Here is a 14,765-nt window from a genome sequence, read left to right as displayed (position 1 = left end):
CTCCGTGCGTTTGTCGTTTCAGTCCACTTTTTCGAGTCTAGGCGCCCATTTTCTCGATCACGGAGCCGGCCAACGACTCACGTCGATAAGTTCTTTCGCGAAGCGCCGCTTCTGTTGATCATCGAGGCTTGCATATAGCGGTTGGGCGGCGTCGGCGAGCGTCTTCTGATCGACGGAGCGATCGCTCAGGAACTGCGCCTCGTCGCGCAATTGCTCGATAACGTCGCCGGGAGCTTTCTGCTGTGTGCGGTTGGCTTGTACGGCGGTCTGGCGATCACCGTACCTCTTGCCCATGTCGCTCATGGCACTCTCGAAGCCAGGCCAGTTCTTCTCTTGCTCCGGTGTCAGGCGCAGGTCAGCTTTGATACGGGCCGTGCGCGCAGCGAAGTCATTGGTGATCTGGTTTGCGGTGAGTTCAGCGCGGTCCGAGCGGTCGCGGGCGTAGGTCGAACCATGTCGTTGCGGAATTCCCAGCACTCCCTCAACGCCACCGACGATGCCGCCCACCGCACCGCCGACCGCGCCTCCAACCGGCCCGGCAGCACGATTGCCCTCGGCGGCGCCTTCTTCCGCGCCCCTGACAATGCCTTGAGCCTGCGCCACCAAGGGCAATGAAAGAACTGCCGCGATACCCGCCGCCATTATAAAACGAAATCTCATGTGCGATCTCCTCGGAAAACTGATACATGGCACGATCCACATATTTTCGACGGTCTGTTTTGATTTAGCGCAATCTCAGCAAATGAGAGCGTCCGTGCCGAAACTCAGGGTGCCGGCGCCGGCGCTGGAATTGGCACAGTGCCACTTGCCGGATTCGGATAGAGTACGGGCTCTCGGCGAGACGCCCGGGCCATGCGATCGAGGCAATTGCTTGATTGGCCCCTGTCATTCACGTCTATGCGAAAGACATCTGCAAAAAAGTGTTGATCCAAATCAACGACGACCACCGGTTCGCGCCGCAGCTTGAACACTTCTCCCCGCTCGGGGACTATCGGAGGAAACGACTATGGACAAGGATCGGGTCGTCGGATCGGCGAAGCAAATCAAGGGCACACTCAAGCAGGTGGTCGGCAAGGCGGTCGGCGACACCAAGCTGGAGGCAGAAGGCAATGCTGACAAGATTGAGGGTCAGGTTCAGAACGCTATCGGCGGCGTCAAGGATACACTCAAGGGGAAATAGGCCAGCTCTGCGAGCTTATTCTCCTCGTTAGCCCTGGGATCTCGCCCATAGCCGAAACGGCAAGGGCTTCTCATCTGGAGACATCAATGGTTTTTGAATCGGTTGAAATTTCCACCTCCGCCGAAGAGAGTCCCGCAGTATCATGGCCAGCCATTGCGGCCGGTGCAGTTGCGGCAGCCGCCCTGACCTTGGTTCTCCTTGCATTCGGTGCTGGCATGGGGTTCTCGGCCGTATCCCCGTGGGGCAATTCCGGCATATCGGCGAGCACATTCCAAATTACCACAGGTCTTTATCTGATCGTGGTCGCGCTGCTCGCCTCTGCCATGGGGGGCTACATCGCCGGGCGGTTGCGTACGAGATGGGTCGGCGTCCATACTCACGAGGTCTTCTTCCGCGACACAGCTCATGGCTTTTTGGCGTGGGCATTCGCCACGGTGATCGGCGCTGGGTTCTTGGCCGCGGCGGCCAGCAACATCGCTGGCGGCGCATCACCAGGACTTGCACCGGGAACCAATGTGTCGGCAACCACGGCGACCCGCAGCCCTTTGGATTATTATGTGGACGCACTGTTGCGATCCAATCCTGCTGCAAACCCAAGTGCGAGCGATCTGGGAGTTACTCGCCACGAAATTGCAAGCATTCTGACGAAGGGCCTTGCTGACGGCGATGTTGCCGGGCCAGATCGCACCTATGTGGCGCAAGTCATTGCGGCCCGCACGGGAGTTAGTCAGGCGGATGCCGACAAGCGGGTTTCGAACGTCATCGACCAGGCAAAAATTGATTTGGACAACGCCCGAAGGGCAGCGGCCAAGTTGTCTCTGTGGCTCACCGCCGCTCTGCTTGTCGGCGCCTTTGCTGCCAGTCTGGCAGCCACGCAAGGCGGAAAAGTCAGGGATTACAACGCGAGTCTTACCGGCGGGTAGGCAAGACCGGAACAGAGGAGGAAATCATGGGTCGTGGAATTCTGCTGTATCTGTTGGGAGTTCCCATTCCAATTATCATTCTTCTCGCCCTCTTGCGATATTAGATAGCCGAGGCGTTCTCCGACATATTGTGCCGCTCGTCTTATTTGACACCGCGCTTGCCATGTTGCGACAAACATCAACTCAACCCTCCCCGTTTGCGGAGCGAGCAGCTCACGCAATATTACATTTTATCGCGGCTGCCTTCCTGCAACTTATCTCACTGGAGCCGACGCCCGCGGCCGGAGCAAAGCCGGACCGAAGCCGCCTGTCGGGCTACGGCCGCTGGTGCGGACCGGGCTATGTGAGAGCCTGTGGTCCATACCGGTGCTGGTGCCGTCCCTGCTGGTAAGGCAGACCAAAGCGGAGGCCGCCGGATCAGGCGGCCTCTTCATTGCTGCACCCGACATTCGCTATTTTTTCTGGCCGGCCGCGGCCAGAATCAGGTCGGCAACCTGTTTTGAGTGAGAGACCAGGGAAAGGTGACCGGCATTCAGTTCCACGGTTGTTGCTTTCATGCGTGTGGCGAGGAAGCGTTCCAGATCAGGCGATATCGTCTGATCGTTCTTCGACACCGCATAGAACGCCGGTTTGGAGTGCCAGGCAGCAACCGTCGTTCTGTCGCCAAACAGCGAGGCGGCGGTGGGCTGCTGTTCGGCATAGAGAACCTCTGCCTTGCTGTGCTCGACGCCGTTGGCGAAATATTTAAGGAACGCATCCTCGGAGAGCTTGGTGTAACCATCGTGATCCTGGACGCCGGCCCGCGCCGGCATGGTGGGAAACTTTCCGGAAAGCGCGACGAAATCCTCCCCGGCATCGGGGGCTCGCGCGGCAATATAGACCAGCGCGGTAACCTTCGGATCGATTCCCGCCTCGCTGACCAGGGTGCCGCTCCAGGAATGTCCGACCAGCACGGTCGGGCCGTCCTGCAGCGCCAATGCCCGACGGGTCTCGGCGACGGCATCGGCGAGCGAGGTGAGGGGATTCTGTACGGCCGTGACATGCAGGCCGGCCGCCTGAAGGCGCGCAATGACCTCGCTCCAGCTCGAGCCGTCCGCCCACGCGCCATGGACCAGCACGACGTTGCCCGCCTTGACGGGCGCCGCCGCTTGCGCACGCGCTCCGATTCCGCCGAGCATTGCTGTGAGGATGCAAACGGCTGCCGTCGCAACTATTCGCGTTAATATCGTCATCGATCAAACTCCGTGGTTGGATTTCTCTGGGAGCATCGTGCTCCCTCAACATATTCGGTTGCACCGAAGCCAATGTTACGTGACGCTGCGACCGCAGCCGGCCCTTTGCGATCGGGACGCGCGACCGCGACTATTTGAGTTGGGTGTTCGCGATCGGCAGGATGGAAGCGATATACCAGCCGTTTCCATCGCGAACCAACGTCTGGCTGATCAGAAACGTGTTGTCTTGTGGAGGCTTTCCTGGAAGGCCTCGCGTGAAAACGATGGGAACGAGAATCTGCATGACGTCGTTTGAGATCGCGGCCACACGAAATTGTGACATGTCGGGTTCGAGATGCCATGTGCCTTCGTAATATTCCCTGAAACGATCGGCGACCGCCTCGCGCCCTCTGGTTTCGACGCCCCGCGAAAACCAGAGCATGCTGGGTGAATTCCAGAGCATGGCTTTCACGTCGTCGATGTTATGTGCATTCTGCGCGGCTACGAACTTCGTAAAGAGAGATCGTGCTTCAGCTTCGCTCGCCGCAGCCGATGCCCGTCCGCCTGACGCGACCGTCATGATGACAAGACAAAGCGCGGCCGCGATCGAAAGATAGCGCCTGTACCGTTCAGGCTGCCGCGGCATCGCGTCGATTGCCGAATTCACGGAATTGGTCATGTCTATCTCGCCTCGTTTCAATGCCAGCCCAAGCCGGCGCATTTGAGCATTCAAAATCGGGACGGTTCGGCCGTGTATACGACAGAGGCGGACGCTCCGTTTGCCAGAACGCATGCCCCTGTTTCTGTGACCTTCGTCCCCGCGGTGGGCGGTCCGGCGTTCGGGTCAGGCGGCGTATCGCGCCGCCGGCGCGCCGTTCATCAGGCCGCCGACGAGCGCCTGGCGTGTCTTCTGATGATCGTCCCAAAGCGTCTGCTCAGGCAGCGAGGGGAACACCCACGACTCGCCGCGATCCAGGCCTTTCAGCGCCGCGTCCACCAGATGTTGCGGCTTCATTACCGCGCCGGCCGGAAGGTTGCTCACTGGCAGTCCCGCCTGATTCCAGAAGTTGGTGTCGACCGCCGGCGGCGTGACCACTTGCACCAGGACGCCCTTGCCGGCGACCTCGCCCTGCAAGGCCTGCGAAAAGCTCACGACATAGGCTTTGGAAGCATTGTAGACGCTGAACTCCGGCCATGGATGGAAGGCCAGCACCGATGCGAAATTGACGATAGCGCCGGCGCCGCGCGCCAGCAGGCCGGGAAGCACGGCATGGGTCAGCCGGGTCAGGGCGGTGATGTTGACGGCGATCGTCTCGTCGAGCGCCTGCGAGCCCAGTTTGGCGAGCGGGCTGAAGGTTACGGCGGTGGCGCTGTTGATCAGGGCGGTGATCGCCGGATCGCTGGAGATCCGCGCCTCGACCCGCGCCAGACCCTTTGCCTCCGCGAGGTTGGCGACGATGCTATCCACCTTGACATTTGCCTTTTGCTTCACCGCCTTGGCGACCGCGTCGAGCGTCTGCTGTTGACGGCCGACAAGGAGGAGGTCGTATCCCCGTTCGGCCAATCCGGCCGCGTAAAGGGCGCCAAGGCCGCCCGTCGCTCCGGTCACAACCGCGGTTCCTTTTAGATCGGACATTTGAAGTCTCCTGCTTGCTGATTGGAGGTTGGAAATAGTGGCATAGGCCACCACTTATTAGTGGCATATGCCACGATTTCAAGCCGCCGCCCGGCACATCATCTGAAGGTGAACAGGCGTGATCGCGCCGTGAGGCGGCCTGGCACCGGTGAAGGTGCTGGCATATGCCACCTCTTTCGCGAAGCTCGCGGACCGCTATATTGACGGCCTGACTCCGGAGATCGCCCGTGAAAGCCGACATCAAGGGCCGCGCGCCCAGGACTCCAGCGGAAGCGGACTTGCTGAGCTTCTGCAACAACGCCGCGCTGCGCAAAGCCGCCCGGGGCCTGGGAAAGCTCTACGACGCCGTGCTGGAGCCAAGTGGCCTCAAGGCAACCCAGTACAGCCTGCTCACGCAGATTTACGACCTCGGGAATCCGACCATGGCGGAGCTCGCCCGGAGTCTGTTGATGGATTTGTCCGCCATGCGCCATTCCCTGGGGCCGCTGATCCGCGATGGCTTGGTCCGGCTCCGGGTCGAGGCAAGGGACCGCCGGGTCAAGCGGGTGGCTCTGACGCCCGCCGGGGTGGCGAAATTCGAGGAGGCCGCGCAGCTTTGGCGAAAGGCGCAAGGCCGGTTTGAACAGGCGTTCGGCGCCGCGCGCGCGGCGAAGCTTCGTTCCGAGTTGAGGCTCCTGACCTCCGAAGGATTCAAGGACGCGTTCTAGGCGGCCTCTATGGCTCGATCGTGGTCTCGGGACGTCTTCCTGGGTGCGCCACCGCTTCGTCAGGTCCGATCGCGTCGCGGCTGGTTGCGGCCTTACGAACAGGTTTTCACGAAAGCGCAAAACAAGATGGAGACAGCATGACCCGGATTTCTGCCAAAGGCGGTGTGGTCACCCTGATCAATGTGTTCACAGTTGAGCCGGCGAACCAGCAACGACTCGTTGAACTCCTAACCGAAGCCACAGAGGTGGTACGTCGGGCACCGGGTTTTGTTTCGGCCAGCCTGCATCGCAGTACGGACGGCACAAAGGTCACCATGTATGCGCAGTGGCGGAGCATCGAAGAGTATCAGGCGATGCGTCAGGATCCCGCACCACTCCCGTTTTTTCAGGAGGCGCTCACGATCGCGACGTTCGAATCCGGCGTATACGAAGTGGTGCGAACCTTCGCCCCATAGCGGGGCCGACGGCGGTCTGGCCTAGTATATTCTAAGGTGCCGGATCTGACGATCAGGCCTCGGCAGGCGGCAATCCCGCTTTTCGTCAGGGTTCAGCATGCTATTCTTGGCTGCCCCTTGGAGGGCAAAATCGGGGAGGGGATCATGGTAGGGAGTTTTGGAAGGCACTGTGCCTGCTTGGTCGCAGCCGGGTCACTTGTTTTGGTCGGCACGTTCGAGAGCCGGGCGGCGGCCGATGACGCCAATATCTGCGCCAGGGACTCCGGCGAGATCGCCATCGCGGCATGTTCGCGCGCCATCAAGTCGGGCCGTTACAAGGGGCACGACCTTGCGCGCCAATATCTGAATCGCGGCGTCGAGCGGAGGTTGAAGCAGGATTTTGAGCTCGCGCTCGCGGACTATGGCGAGGCAGCCCGGATCGACAACAAGTACGCGGATGCATTCTACAATCGCTGCGTCATTTACAATCTCAGGGGGGATTACGATCACGCTCTGGCGGATTGCAGTCTGGCGATCAAGCTCGGGCCGAGTCCCAGTGCGACGGCGGAAAGCGGGGGCGAGCGTCTCGGGAAGGATCGTACAATCTCGGACTACTATTCGGAGCGAGGCTTCGCGTATCTCAAGAAAGACGATTATGTCCGCGCGGTGTTGGACCTTGACAACGCCGTCCGCCTGAATCCCAGGAATGGCAGGGCGCTGAAAAACCGGGGACTTGCCTATCAGGCCAAGGGAGACACCGCGCGCGGCGATGCCGATCTCGAGGCGGCCAAACAGCTCGGCGAGTGACATCCGGGAGTCTGTGACCCGCCGGCGTCGCGCCCATGGAAACCGCCGCCGGGAGGCAATCTCACCGCAAACAAGAATAGGGAGGCTAACCTTCCGTCACTTGGCCATTCGCCAGACGAACAGCACCACGGCGGAACCCACCGCTGCGGCGACGAGCGAAATGATCAACCCACCGCCAAGCGCAAGCATGGCGATGTGATAACCGACGAATGCCCCGGCCACGCCCACGAGTGCGCTGGTCACGATGCCGCGGGTCGATCCGGAGAACTGCCGGGCGAGCCAGGAAGGCCCGGCCAGCCGGTCGAAGAGAAGGCCGGCAACGATGCCGATCGCGAGAACCAGAACAAGGAGCACGACCGGGTCAGTGGCACGCATGGCAAATCCTCGGCATCGACTTCGACGATAACTCGGCGGCCCCCATCGCTCCTGCAACCTGCGTCCGGAGCGATCGGGAGGTGCGGCCCGGATAGCCTAGTAAGGCGGATAATAGTAACGGCGGCCGTAAAAAGGCCCACCGTAGTATGGTCCGCCGCCGTAATAATAAGGTCCGCCGCCGTAATAGCCGGGCCCGTAGCCGTAGCCGTAACCATTTTGCTGGGCGGCGATCGCGCCGATGGTTCCAAGCGCCATTCCAAAGAAAGCGAGTCCCGCAGCGTCGCCTCCACGGTAGTAACGACGACGACGGGCCGCACTGAAATCCGTCGCATCGCTCGACCCGGTGGTGGCCGAGATACCCTTCGACGCGGGAGCAGCCGAACCGGCGATGGCGAGCGGCGGCTCACCCATCGTCACTACCAGCACAGCAATCGTAGCCATTACGACGCCTCGGCCAGCCGAAGAAAGCAGTCCTTTGCGTGCGCGCATTTTCGTCTCCTTCATTACGAACTTTGAACCTTACACAACGTCGACGGCCGGATTCGCGGCCCTTCGGGGAATCAGCACGGCAAATCGCGCACCATGGCCATCGTCGCCGCGGCCGATCTGCAACTCGCCGCCGATCTGCCTTGCGAAGGATTGAATGATCCTCATCCCCAGTCCCTTGCTGGCGCCGGGATCGAACCCTTCCGGCAAGGCCGGGCCGTCATTGGAAACCGAAAGCGCGTAGCCATAGGCCGGATCAGGCTGCAGGCGGATGGCGATCCGGCCATTGCCGTATTTGGCGGCATTGGTGATCAACTCACTGACGATGAAACCGAGTGGAATCGCGGTCGCGGCCGGCAGATCGATTTCAATGCATTCGACGAGGACCTGTTCCGGGCGCTCATCCGACGACAGCATCGCGGAGAAGTCGCGAGCGAAGTCCTCGAGGAATTGCCTGAATTGGATGGCTTGCACGCCGTCGTAGGAATGAAGACGGTGGTGGATGCGCGCAATCATGGAAACGCGATTGGCCGCGACGGCCAGTTGCGCGGCCACTTCCGCGCTGGTTGCTGACCGGCTCTGCAACGAAAGCAGGCTGATGGTCATCTGCAGGTCGTTCATCAGTCGATGATCGGATTCTCTTTTCGATAGTTCCTGTCTCTGAATCAATTCGTCTTTTTGCTGAAGCAGCGCCTCGCTTTGCGCGAGAGCGTTTCGCAATTGAATCTCGATGTGCCTGTCATCCGTCGGCTCCGCGGCGGGCAGACATTGATCCGGATTCTGAAATATGACGCCCGGGGGTAAGCCCGAGCCGTACGACGTACGTTCAGCCATCATGGTGTCGGCCCCCTGTGTGAGAGTCTGGCACTCGCTGCCTGCCACAACAATGGAACCCTAGGGGCCGCAAGAGAAGGTCAGATTGATGCAAATCAACTGTGTAGGGGCATCCGACAGAATATTTTTTTAAAGCGCCGGCTAAGGCTGCTCGGACAACTCAGGCCTTCCTCGCCAAGGTCGGCGAGGGAAGAACTGTGTTGGCATTCCGCAAGAACGAGATCGCCTTCTCGCAGGGCGACGTTGCGGCCAAAGTCTTCTACATCCAGAAAGGCAAGGTCAAAGTTGTCGTGCTGTCCGAGCAGGGCAAGGAGGCGGTCGTCGGAATTTTCGAGCCTCGGCAGTTCTTCGCCCGAGGCAGCTTGCGGCTCCGTTCGGGAGGTCGCACGGCGTGTTGGAAGAAAAGCGCCAGGCCGGGCGCCGGTGTGATCAATAGTGCTCACTCGATGTGCAGGGCTGACGCCCAAGTGATATTTGACAGTGATATTTGACGCGCGACCGCATCCAGAGCCGGAAAATCGAGCGCGTCACAGAGCCGTCCAGGATACGGAGCGGAACGGTATTTTCCGTTGCTGGCCGGAATCAAATCCACCTTACAAAACTGTAACTGTGGTTCTTGCGCCGGGTTGATCTGGATCAATGAAACCACCCGGCTGCAGGGATTTCATTGAATCAAATTGATCCAGTTTGCGGGAACTGCAATGTGCCGCATCCGCCTTTCGCTATTCGCCTCGCTATTGGCAATGGCCCTTACGGTCGCGCCCTGGTCGAATGGCCAGGCCGCCGGATCCTTCCAGACCAGGGCGGCGTTTTCGAATGTCATGAGTGCCGGCTACTCGACTCCGTCGTCCCCCGTCGCGGTGGCTCACGCAAATATGCCAGGGATCGAGTTCGGCTGCGGCAAGGGTCGCGTTCGCGATTCGCAAACCCATGGCTGCCGCGGCCCGGCCGATATCAGGTGAGCTGCTTCCGGCTCGGGCATTTCTTGTCGAAACGGCGGCGTTACCCGCATGAAGCCGTTACTGCTTGGCGGTCTTGTCCCACAGCCAGCGCGCCACCGTGTCTGGAGAGGATGCGCCGTCGCCGCCGGCGGCGCGCAGGTTCGCCGCGCGCATGTCGGAGATATCGATGCGGCCGAGCAGCGGCTGCAATGCTGCCTGCAGCGTCCGGTCGCCCGCGCGTTTCGGCGCGATCAACACGATCGCGTCGTAGGGTGGAATCGCGTGCCTGACATCGTCCAGCACGACGAGGTCGTATTTCGCGATCAGTCCGTCGCTGGTATAGCCCGCGATCACGTCGACCTCTCCGGAGGCCGCCGCGGCATACATGAAGTCGGGTTGCATCTGCCGCTGCGCGCGAAACTTCAGCCCATAGGCCTCTCGCAGGCCCGCCCATTCCGGCCGCGAGAAGAATTCGTAATCGGCGGCCATCGACATCGCCGGCGCGTGGGAGGCGAGATCGGCGATCGAGCGAATGCCGAGCGCCTCGGCGCGCTTTTTCGGCATCACCAGGGCGTAGGCGTTCTCGAATCCGAGTTCGCCGAGCAGCGTGACGTTCTGCCGTGCCAGCGCCGTCTTTAGCTCGGTCAGCAATTCCTGGCGAGGCCTGATCTCGCTGTGGTGAAACTGGTTGGCCCACAGCGTGCCGGAATAGTCGACATAGACGTCGATATCGCCGGAGAGCAGCGCGTCGTAAATCACGCTGGAGCCGAGGCCCTCGCGGGTGGTGGCCGATAACCCCGCCGCTTGCAGCCGCTGCGCGATCAGCGCGGAGAGCACATATTGTTCGGCAAAGGTCTTGGCGCCGACAATATAGCTCGATGGCCCGCGCGCCATCGACGGCACCAGCGCTGCGGCGACCAGCGCCGCGATGCCGAGGACGCCCGCGATCGCGCGGACGCGGCTGCGCGCGCGGATGCCGGCTTCGACCAGGGCCAGCAATTGATCGACGCCGAGCGCCAGCACGGCGGCGGCAAGACAGCCGAACAGCACGAACACCCAGTTCTGGGTCTGCAGCCCGGCAAAGATGTAATTGCCGAGACTGGTCTGGCCGATCGGCGTGGACAGTGTCGCGGTGCCGATCACCCAGACCGCCGCGGTGCGGATGCCCGCCATCATCACCGGCAGCGCCAGCGGCAATTCGACCGACATGAGCGACTGAAGCTCAGTCATGCCGACGCCCTTTGCGGCCTCGAGGATCGCCGGCTCGACGCCTCTTAAGCCGGTGATGGTGTTACGCAGCACCGGCAGCATCGAATAGAGCGCGAGCGCCAGCACCGCCGGCAGGAACCCGAACGCCGAGAAGCCGAATCCGAACCAGGCAAAAGACAGCGATGCCAGCGCCAGCAGCAGCGGATAGAACAGTGCGAGCAGCGCCAGTCCCGGCACCGTCTGCACGACGCTGGCAAGCCCGAGCAGCGCGCCGCGCATCAACGGCCGGTTGCGCGCGGCAATCGCCAGCGGCAGGCTGAGCAAGAGGCCGAGCGCCAGTGCCGTGACGCTGACCCGGATATGATTGCCGAGATAATCCGGCAGGTGCGCCAGGGCCTCGCTCCAGCGTGGATCGGAAAACAGGCTCATGCCGCGCCGTCCCGCGGCAACAGCACGCCAAGCCGCTCAGCCTGCCGCCGCGGCGTGCGCAAGAGTTCGCCGACATAGGCGTCGTCGCTTTTCGAGAGCTGCAATGGGGTGCCCTGCGCCAACAGCCGCCCGGCGCGCATCACCGCGATGCGGTCGGCGAGCAGGATCGCCTCGGTCATGTCGTGGGTGATCATGACCGTGGTCAATCCGAGTTTCCGGTGCAAGGCGCGGTAATCGTCGCCGAGCGCGTCGCGGGTGAGCGGATCGAGCGCGCCGAACGGCTCGTCCATCAGCACGATCTTCGGCCGCGCCGCGAGCGCGCGGGCGACGCCGACGCGCTGGCGCTGGCCGCCGGACAATTCATGCGGAAAGCGATCACGGTACTGCGCGCGGTCGAGCCGCACCAGATCGAGCAGCTCGTCGACGCCTGACGCGATCTCGGCGGCAGGCACGCCCTGCAGTTTCGGCGTGATCCCGATATTGCCGGCGACGCTCATATGCGGAAACAGTCCACCGCTCTGGAACACGTAGCCGATGCGGCGGCGCAGCGCGACGGGATCGACGCTGCGCACGTCCTCGCCTTCTATCCGGATGCTGCCGGTATCCGCGTCGATCAGCCGGTTCGCCAGCCGCAGCAGCGTGGTCTTGCCGGAGCCGGAGCCGCCGACAATGGCGAGAAACTCGCCTTCGGCGACCTCGAGCGAGACGTCATCCACGGCCTTGACGCGGCCGCCGTCGAAACTCTTGGCCACATGCGCAAATGCAATCGGGGGTGGCGTTGGCATTGCGGTCCAGCCTTGTGCTTGCGGCTCTTACCCTCCCCTGGAGGGGGAGGGTGGCCATGATGTACCACTTCGTTGAACTTGTCCCGCCAAGGCGCTAAGCCATCGTCCGAACCTGGGGGAGGATTGCGGGTGGATAAGGCAAGGCCGACGGCGGTCACACTTGACAACGCCACGGTGGCGTTTCGGCTGGCCGACAACCGCGTCTACACCGCGGTGGAGCAGGCCCGGTTGGCCGTCGAGGATGGCGAGTTCGTCGCCATCGTCGGGCCGACGGGTTGCGGGAAATCGACGTTGCTCAATGTCGCGGCCGGTCTGCTCAAGCCGGTATCGGGAAGCGTGCGGATCTTTGATGCCCCGCTCACCGGGCTGAACCGCGGGGCCGGCTATCTCTTCCAGGCCGATGCGCTGTTTCCCTGGAAGACGGCGATCGACAATGTCGCGATTGGCCTTGAAATCGAAGGCGTACCGCGCCGCGACGCACTGCAGCGCGCGCAAGTCTGGCTCGCCTCGGTGGGACTTGGCGCCTTCGGCAATCGCTATCCGCATATGCTCTCGGGCGGTCAGCGCAAGCGCATTGGCCTCGCGCAGGTCTTGATCCGCGATCCCAAGATTCTCCTGATGGACGAGCCGTTCGGGCCGCTCGACGCCCAGACCCGCCAGATCATGGGCAATCTTCTGCTGGAGCTGTGGAACGCCGACCGCAAGGCGGTCCTGTTCGTCACCCACGATCTCGAGGAGGCGATCGCGCTGGCAGATCGCGTGGTGATCATGTCGGCGGGGCCCGGTGCGCGCATCATCGGCGACTGGCGCGTTCCGCTTCCGCGCCCGCGCGATATCATGGAAGTCCGGCTGGACAAGGAATTTCACTCACTTCATCGCGAGATATGGAGTGTTCTTAAAACTGAAGTCCTGAAGGGCTACGAACAATCGTCGCAGGCCCCGGCGGCAGGGCCGTGATGCCGCCTTGATCTCGATGCGCCGACCGCTACACTCCGCTCCGCCAACTCCAAGCAATCAATAAGGCAAGCAAAAAGAGGAAAATGTCATGCTTTCACGTGGTTCAATTCTGGCCGTTTCCGTCGCGCTGGCAACCCTGTGCGGTTCCCAAGGCGCCAGCGCGCAAGGCGTCTTCACGCTGACCTCGCCGAGCTTCAAGGACGGCGAGCGGCTGGCGGTGAAAAACGCCGGCAACAACAAATCCAATCCGAACTGCGTTGGCGAGAACATTTCGCCGGCTCTGTCCTGGGCCAACCCGCCGGAAGGCACCAAGAGCTACGCGCTGCTGATGTTCGATCCGGAAGGCCGTCCGCCCGGCGGCGTCAGCCACTGGGTGGCCTACGGCATCCCGGTTTCGGTCACCGGTTTTGCCGAAGGCGAAGTGTCGAAGCCGAGCGACAAATATGTCGGCGGCACCAGCCTGATGAAGCTGTCGAACTATTTTGGTCCCTGCACTCCGCCCGGCCCGATCCATCACTACACCTTCACGCTGATGGCGACCGACCTCGAGCCGACCGCGCTTGCGCCCGGACTGACGCGTGACGAGGCGATCAAGGCGCTCGATGGCCATGTCAAGCAGGCGACTGGCTTGATCGGGACGTTCTCCAAGCCGTAATGCGGAAACTAGCAGCAAAAGAAACTGATGCAGCCCTCCGTATTCTTGAATGAGATCGTGCCACGAATGCGCTCTGCTCCCTCCCCCCTTGCGGGGGAGGGTCGGGGAGGGGGGTCGGGAGCCACCGGCCTCTCATCTGTGGCCACCCCCATCCCCACCTCCAACCCCTCCCCGCAAGGGGGAGGGGAGTCCCAGGGATCGCAACCATGTCGCGCGTGATGCTGCTCGCCTTGCAGGTGCTGGTCGCCGTCGTCGGCCTTGCGTTGTGGCAATTGCTGGCGACGGTGCCGATCTTCGGCCGCACCTGGCTGCCGCCGTTCTTCTTTTCCAATCCCGTCGACGTCGGCAGCCAGATCGTCGACTGGTTCGCCAGCGGAGTGATCTGGAAACACCTCGCGATCACGCTGTGGGAGTCGATCCTTGCCTTCGCGATCGGCTCGCTCGGTGGCGTGACGGTCGGCTTCTGGTTTGCGCGCCAGCCGCTCGTCGCCGCGGTGTTCGATCCCTATGTGAAGATGGCCAACGCGCTGCCGCGCGTGGTTCTGGCGCCGATCTTCACGCTGTGGCTTGGGCTAGGTATCTGGTCGAAGGTCGCGCTCGGCGTCACGCTGGTGTTCTTCATCGTGTTCTTCAACGTCTATCAGGGCGTCAAGGAGGTCTCGGTCACCGTGCGCGACAATGCGCGCATGCTCGGCATGAGCGAACGGCAGCTGATGCGCCACGTCTACTGGCCCTCGGCGCTGTCCTGGATGTTCTCCTCGCTGCATACCTCGGTCGGCTTTGCGGTGGTCGGCGCCGTGGTCGGCGAATATCTCGGCTCGGCGGCGGGGCTCGGTTACCTGATCCAGCAGGCGGAAGGCGTGTTCGACGTCGCCGGCGTCTTCGCCGGTATGTTCGTGCTGTCCGCCTTTGTCATTCTCATCGATATTGCCGTCACCCTGGTCGAACGGCGCCTTCTGGTCTGGCGGCCCGACGCAGGCGAGGCGCGGGCGTAGGGTTTCATGTCGTTCCGGCCGCGCACGCGATGTGGCGGATTGAAGGGGGAGCGCCGATGCCGTCGACCAAGCAACATTGCGGACATCGCGCTACGGAGAAATTGGCGCTCCGGTTTTGCTCTCTCGCGTTGCCAATCATTCTCGTTGCGGTCAGTTGGGCGCCATCGGCCCGCGCGCAAAGCGCCGCGGGACCCGACAGCC

Annotated in this window: 18 protein-coding genes; 9 read left to right on the top strand and 9 right to left on the bottom strand. The window is 62.2% G+C overall.

Annotated elements, in window-relative coordinates; genetic code table 11:
• Positions 1 to 57 precede the first annotated feature (57 nt).
• Positions 58 to 660, bottom strand: a complete 603-nt coding sequence (locus E8A46_RS22320) for a Spy/CpxP family protein refolding chaperone (protein WP_291565908.1) — start codon at positions 658 to 660, stop codon at positions 58 to 60.
• Positions 661 to 1,006: 346 nt separating this feature from the next.
• Here E8A46_RS22320 and E8A46_RS22315 point away from each other — a divergent pair, with 346 nt between their 5' ends.
• Together E8A46_RS22315 and E8A46_RS22310 are read left to right on the top strand one after the other, a co-directional pair.
• Entirely contained in the window at positions 1,007 to 1,180 is a 174-nt protein-coding gene (locus tag E8A46_RS22315) for a CsbD family protein (RefSeq protein ID WP_291565906.1), read from the top strand.
• A gap of 86 nt (positions 1,181 to 1,266) precedes the next feature.
• Positions 1,267 to 2,103: a hypothetical protein gene (locus E8A46_RS22310; RefSeq protein ID WP_291565904.1), complete on the top strand. Its 837-nt coding sequence runs from the start codon at positions 1,267 to 1,269 to the stop codon at positions 2,101 to 2,103.
• 452 nt (positions 2,104 to 2,555) lie between these two features.
• Here the strand turns inward: E8A46_RS22310 and E8A46_RS22305 are convergent, their stop codons facing one another.
• The 3 genes from E8A46_RS22305 to E8A46_RS22295 all read right to left on the bottom strand — a co-directional run bounded on the left by E8A46_RS22305 (position 2,556) and on the right by E8A46_RS22295 (position 4,950).
• Complete coding sequence (locus tag E8A46_RS22305; RefSeq protein ID WP_291566062.1) at positions 2,556 to 3,281, bottom strand: alpha/beta hydrolase; 726 nt, start codon at positions 3,279 to 3,281, stop codon at positions 2,556 to 2,558.
• Positions 3,282 to 3,465: 184 nt separating this feature from the next.
• Positions 3,466 to 4,035: a nuclear transport factor 2 family protein gene (locus E8A46_RS22300; protein ID WP_291565903.1), complete on the bottom strand. Its 570-nt coding sequence runs from the start codon at positions 4,033 to 4,035 to the stop codon at positions 3,466 to 3,468.
• A gap of 123 nt (positions 4,036 to 4,158) precedes the next feature.
• The gene (locus E8A46_RS22295; RefSeq protein ID WP_291565901.1) at positions 4,159 to 4,950 is read right to left on the bottom strand and encodes an SDR family NAD(P)-dependent oxidoreductase; all 792 of its coding nucleotides are present in this window, start codon (positions 4,948 to 4,950) and stop codon (positions 4,159 to 4,161) included.
• Between the two features lie 227 nt (positions 4,951 to 5,177).
• On the opposite strand from E8A46_RS22295, the gene E8A46_RS22290 reads away from it, so the two are divergent.
• The 3 genes from E8A46_RS22290 to E8A46_RS22280 all read left to right on the top strand — a co-directional run bounded on the left by E8A46_RS22290 (position 5,178) and on the right by E8A46_RS22280 (position 6,898).
• A complete protein-coding gene (locus tag E8A46_RS22290; protein ID WP_291565899.1) occupies positions 5,178 to 5,657 on the top strand; it encodes a MarR family transcriptional regulator in 480 nt (159 codons plus the stop codon).
• Between the two features lie 137 nt (positions 5,658 to 5,794).
• Positions 5,795 to 6,112 carry an antibiotic biosynthesis monooxygenase family protein gene (locus E8A46_RS22285; protein WP_291565897.1) on the top strand — a complete coding sequence of 106 codons (318 nt, stop codon included), beginning with the start codon at positions 5,795 to 5,797 and terminating at the stop codon, positions 6,110 to 6,112.
• A 177-nt stretch (positions 6,113 to 6,289) separates the two neighbouring features.
• Positions 6,290 to 6,898, top strand: a complete 609-nt coding sequence (locus tag E8A46_RS22280; RefSeq protein ID WP_291565896.1) for a hypothetical protein — start codon at positions 6,290 to 6,292, stop codon at positions 6,896 to 6,898.
• 96 nt (positions 6,899 to 6,994) lie between these two features.
• Here the strand turns inward: E8A46_RS22280 and E8A46_RS22275 are convergent, their stop codons facing one another.
• The 3 genes from E8A46_RS22275 to E8A46_RS22265 all read right to left on the bottom strand — a co-directional run bounded on the left by E8A46_RS22275 (position 6,995) and on the right by E8A46_RS22265 (position 8,593).
• Positions 6,995 to 7,273, bottom strand: a complete 279-nt coding sequence (locus E8A46_RS22275) for a transglycosylase (RefSeq protein WP_291565894.1) — start codon at positions 7,271 to 7,273, stop codon at positions 6,995 to 6,997.
• A 96-nt stretch (positions 7,274 to 7,369) separates the two neighbouring features.
• Positions 7,370 to 7,714: a hypothetical protein gene (locus E8A46_RS22270; RefSeq protein WP_291565892.1), complete on the bottom strand. Its 345-nt coding sequence runs from the start codon at positions 7,712 to 7,714 to the stop codon at positions 7,370 to 7,372.
• A gap of 78 nt (positions 7,715 to 7,792) precedes the next feature.
• Positions 7,793 to 8,593: a sensor histidine kinase gene (locus E8A46_RS22265; RefSeq protein WP_291566060.1), complete on the bottom strand. Its 801-nt coding sequence runs from the start codon at positions 8,591 to 8,593 to the stop codon at positions 7,793 to 7,795.
• 200 nt (positions 8,594 to 8,793) lie between these two features.
• Here E8A46_RS22265 and E8A46_RS22260 point away from each other — a divergent pair, with 200 nt between their 5' ends.
• Positions 8,794 to 9,084 carry a cyclic nucleotide-binding domain-containing protein gene (locus tag E8A46_RS22260; protein WP_363252324.1) on the top strand — a complete coding sequence of 97 codons (291 nt, stop codon included), beginning with the start codon at positions 8,794 to 8,796 and terminating at the stop codon, positions 9,082 to 9,084.
• Between the two features lie 528 nt (positions 9,085 to 9,612).
• Here the strand turns inward: E8A46_RS22260 and E8A46_RS22255 are convergent.
• Positions 9,613 to 11,172, bottom strand: a complete 1,560-nt coding sequence (locus E8A46_RS22255; protein WP_291565890.1) for an ABC transporter permease/substrate-binding protein — start codon at positions 11,170 to 11,172, stop codon at positions 9,613 to 9,615.
• Complete coding sequence (locus E8A46_RS22250) at positions 11,169 to 11,957, bottom strand: ATP-binding cassette domain-containing protein (protein WP_291565889.1); 789 nt, start codon at positions 11,955 to 11,957, stop codon at positions 11,169 to 11,171. Before E8A46_RS22250 ends, E8A46_RS22255 begins: the two co-directional genes overlap by 4 nt.
• A gap of 129 nt (positions 11,958 to 12,086) precedes the next feature.
• Here E8A46_RS22250 and E8A46_RS22245 point away from each other — a divergent pair, with 129 nt between their 5' ends.
• The 3 genes from E8A46_RS22245 (at position 12,087) to E8A46_RS22235 (ending at position 14,564) form a co-directional block, all read left to right on the top strand.
• Entirely contained in the window at positions 12,087 to 12,914 is an 828-nt protein-coding gene (locus E8A46_RS22245; protein ID WP_291565887.1) for an ABC transporter ATP-binding protein, read from the top strand.
• Positions 12,915 to 13,002: 88 nt separating this feature from the next.
• Complete coding sequence (locus E8A46_RS22240; protein ID WP_291565885.1) at positions 13,003 to 13,569, top strand: YbhB/YbcL family Raf kinase inhibitor-like protein; 567 nt, start codon at positions 13,003 to 13,005, stop codon at positions 13,567 to 13,569.
• A gap of 206 nt (positions 13,570 to 13,775) precedes the next feature.
• A complete protein-coding gene (locus E8A46_RS22235; protein ID WP_291565883.1) occupies positions 13,776 to 14,564 on the top strand; it encodes an ABC transporter permease in 789 nt (262 codons plus the stop codon).
• Positions 14,565 to 14,765 lie beyond the last annotated feature (201 nt).

It is taken from the genome of Bradyrhizobium sp., assembly GCF_004799445.1.
GTDB lineage: Bacteria > Pseudomonadota > Alphaproteobacteria > Rhizobiales > Xanthobacteraceae > Bradyrhizobium.
The sequence above is the reverse complement of the archived record's forward strand: the minus strand, read 5'-3'. Positions and strand labels throughout refer to the sequence as shown.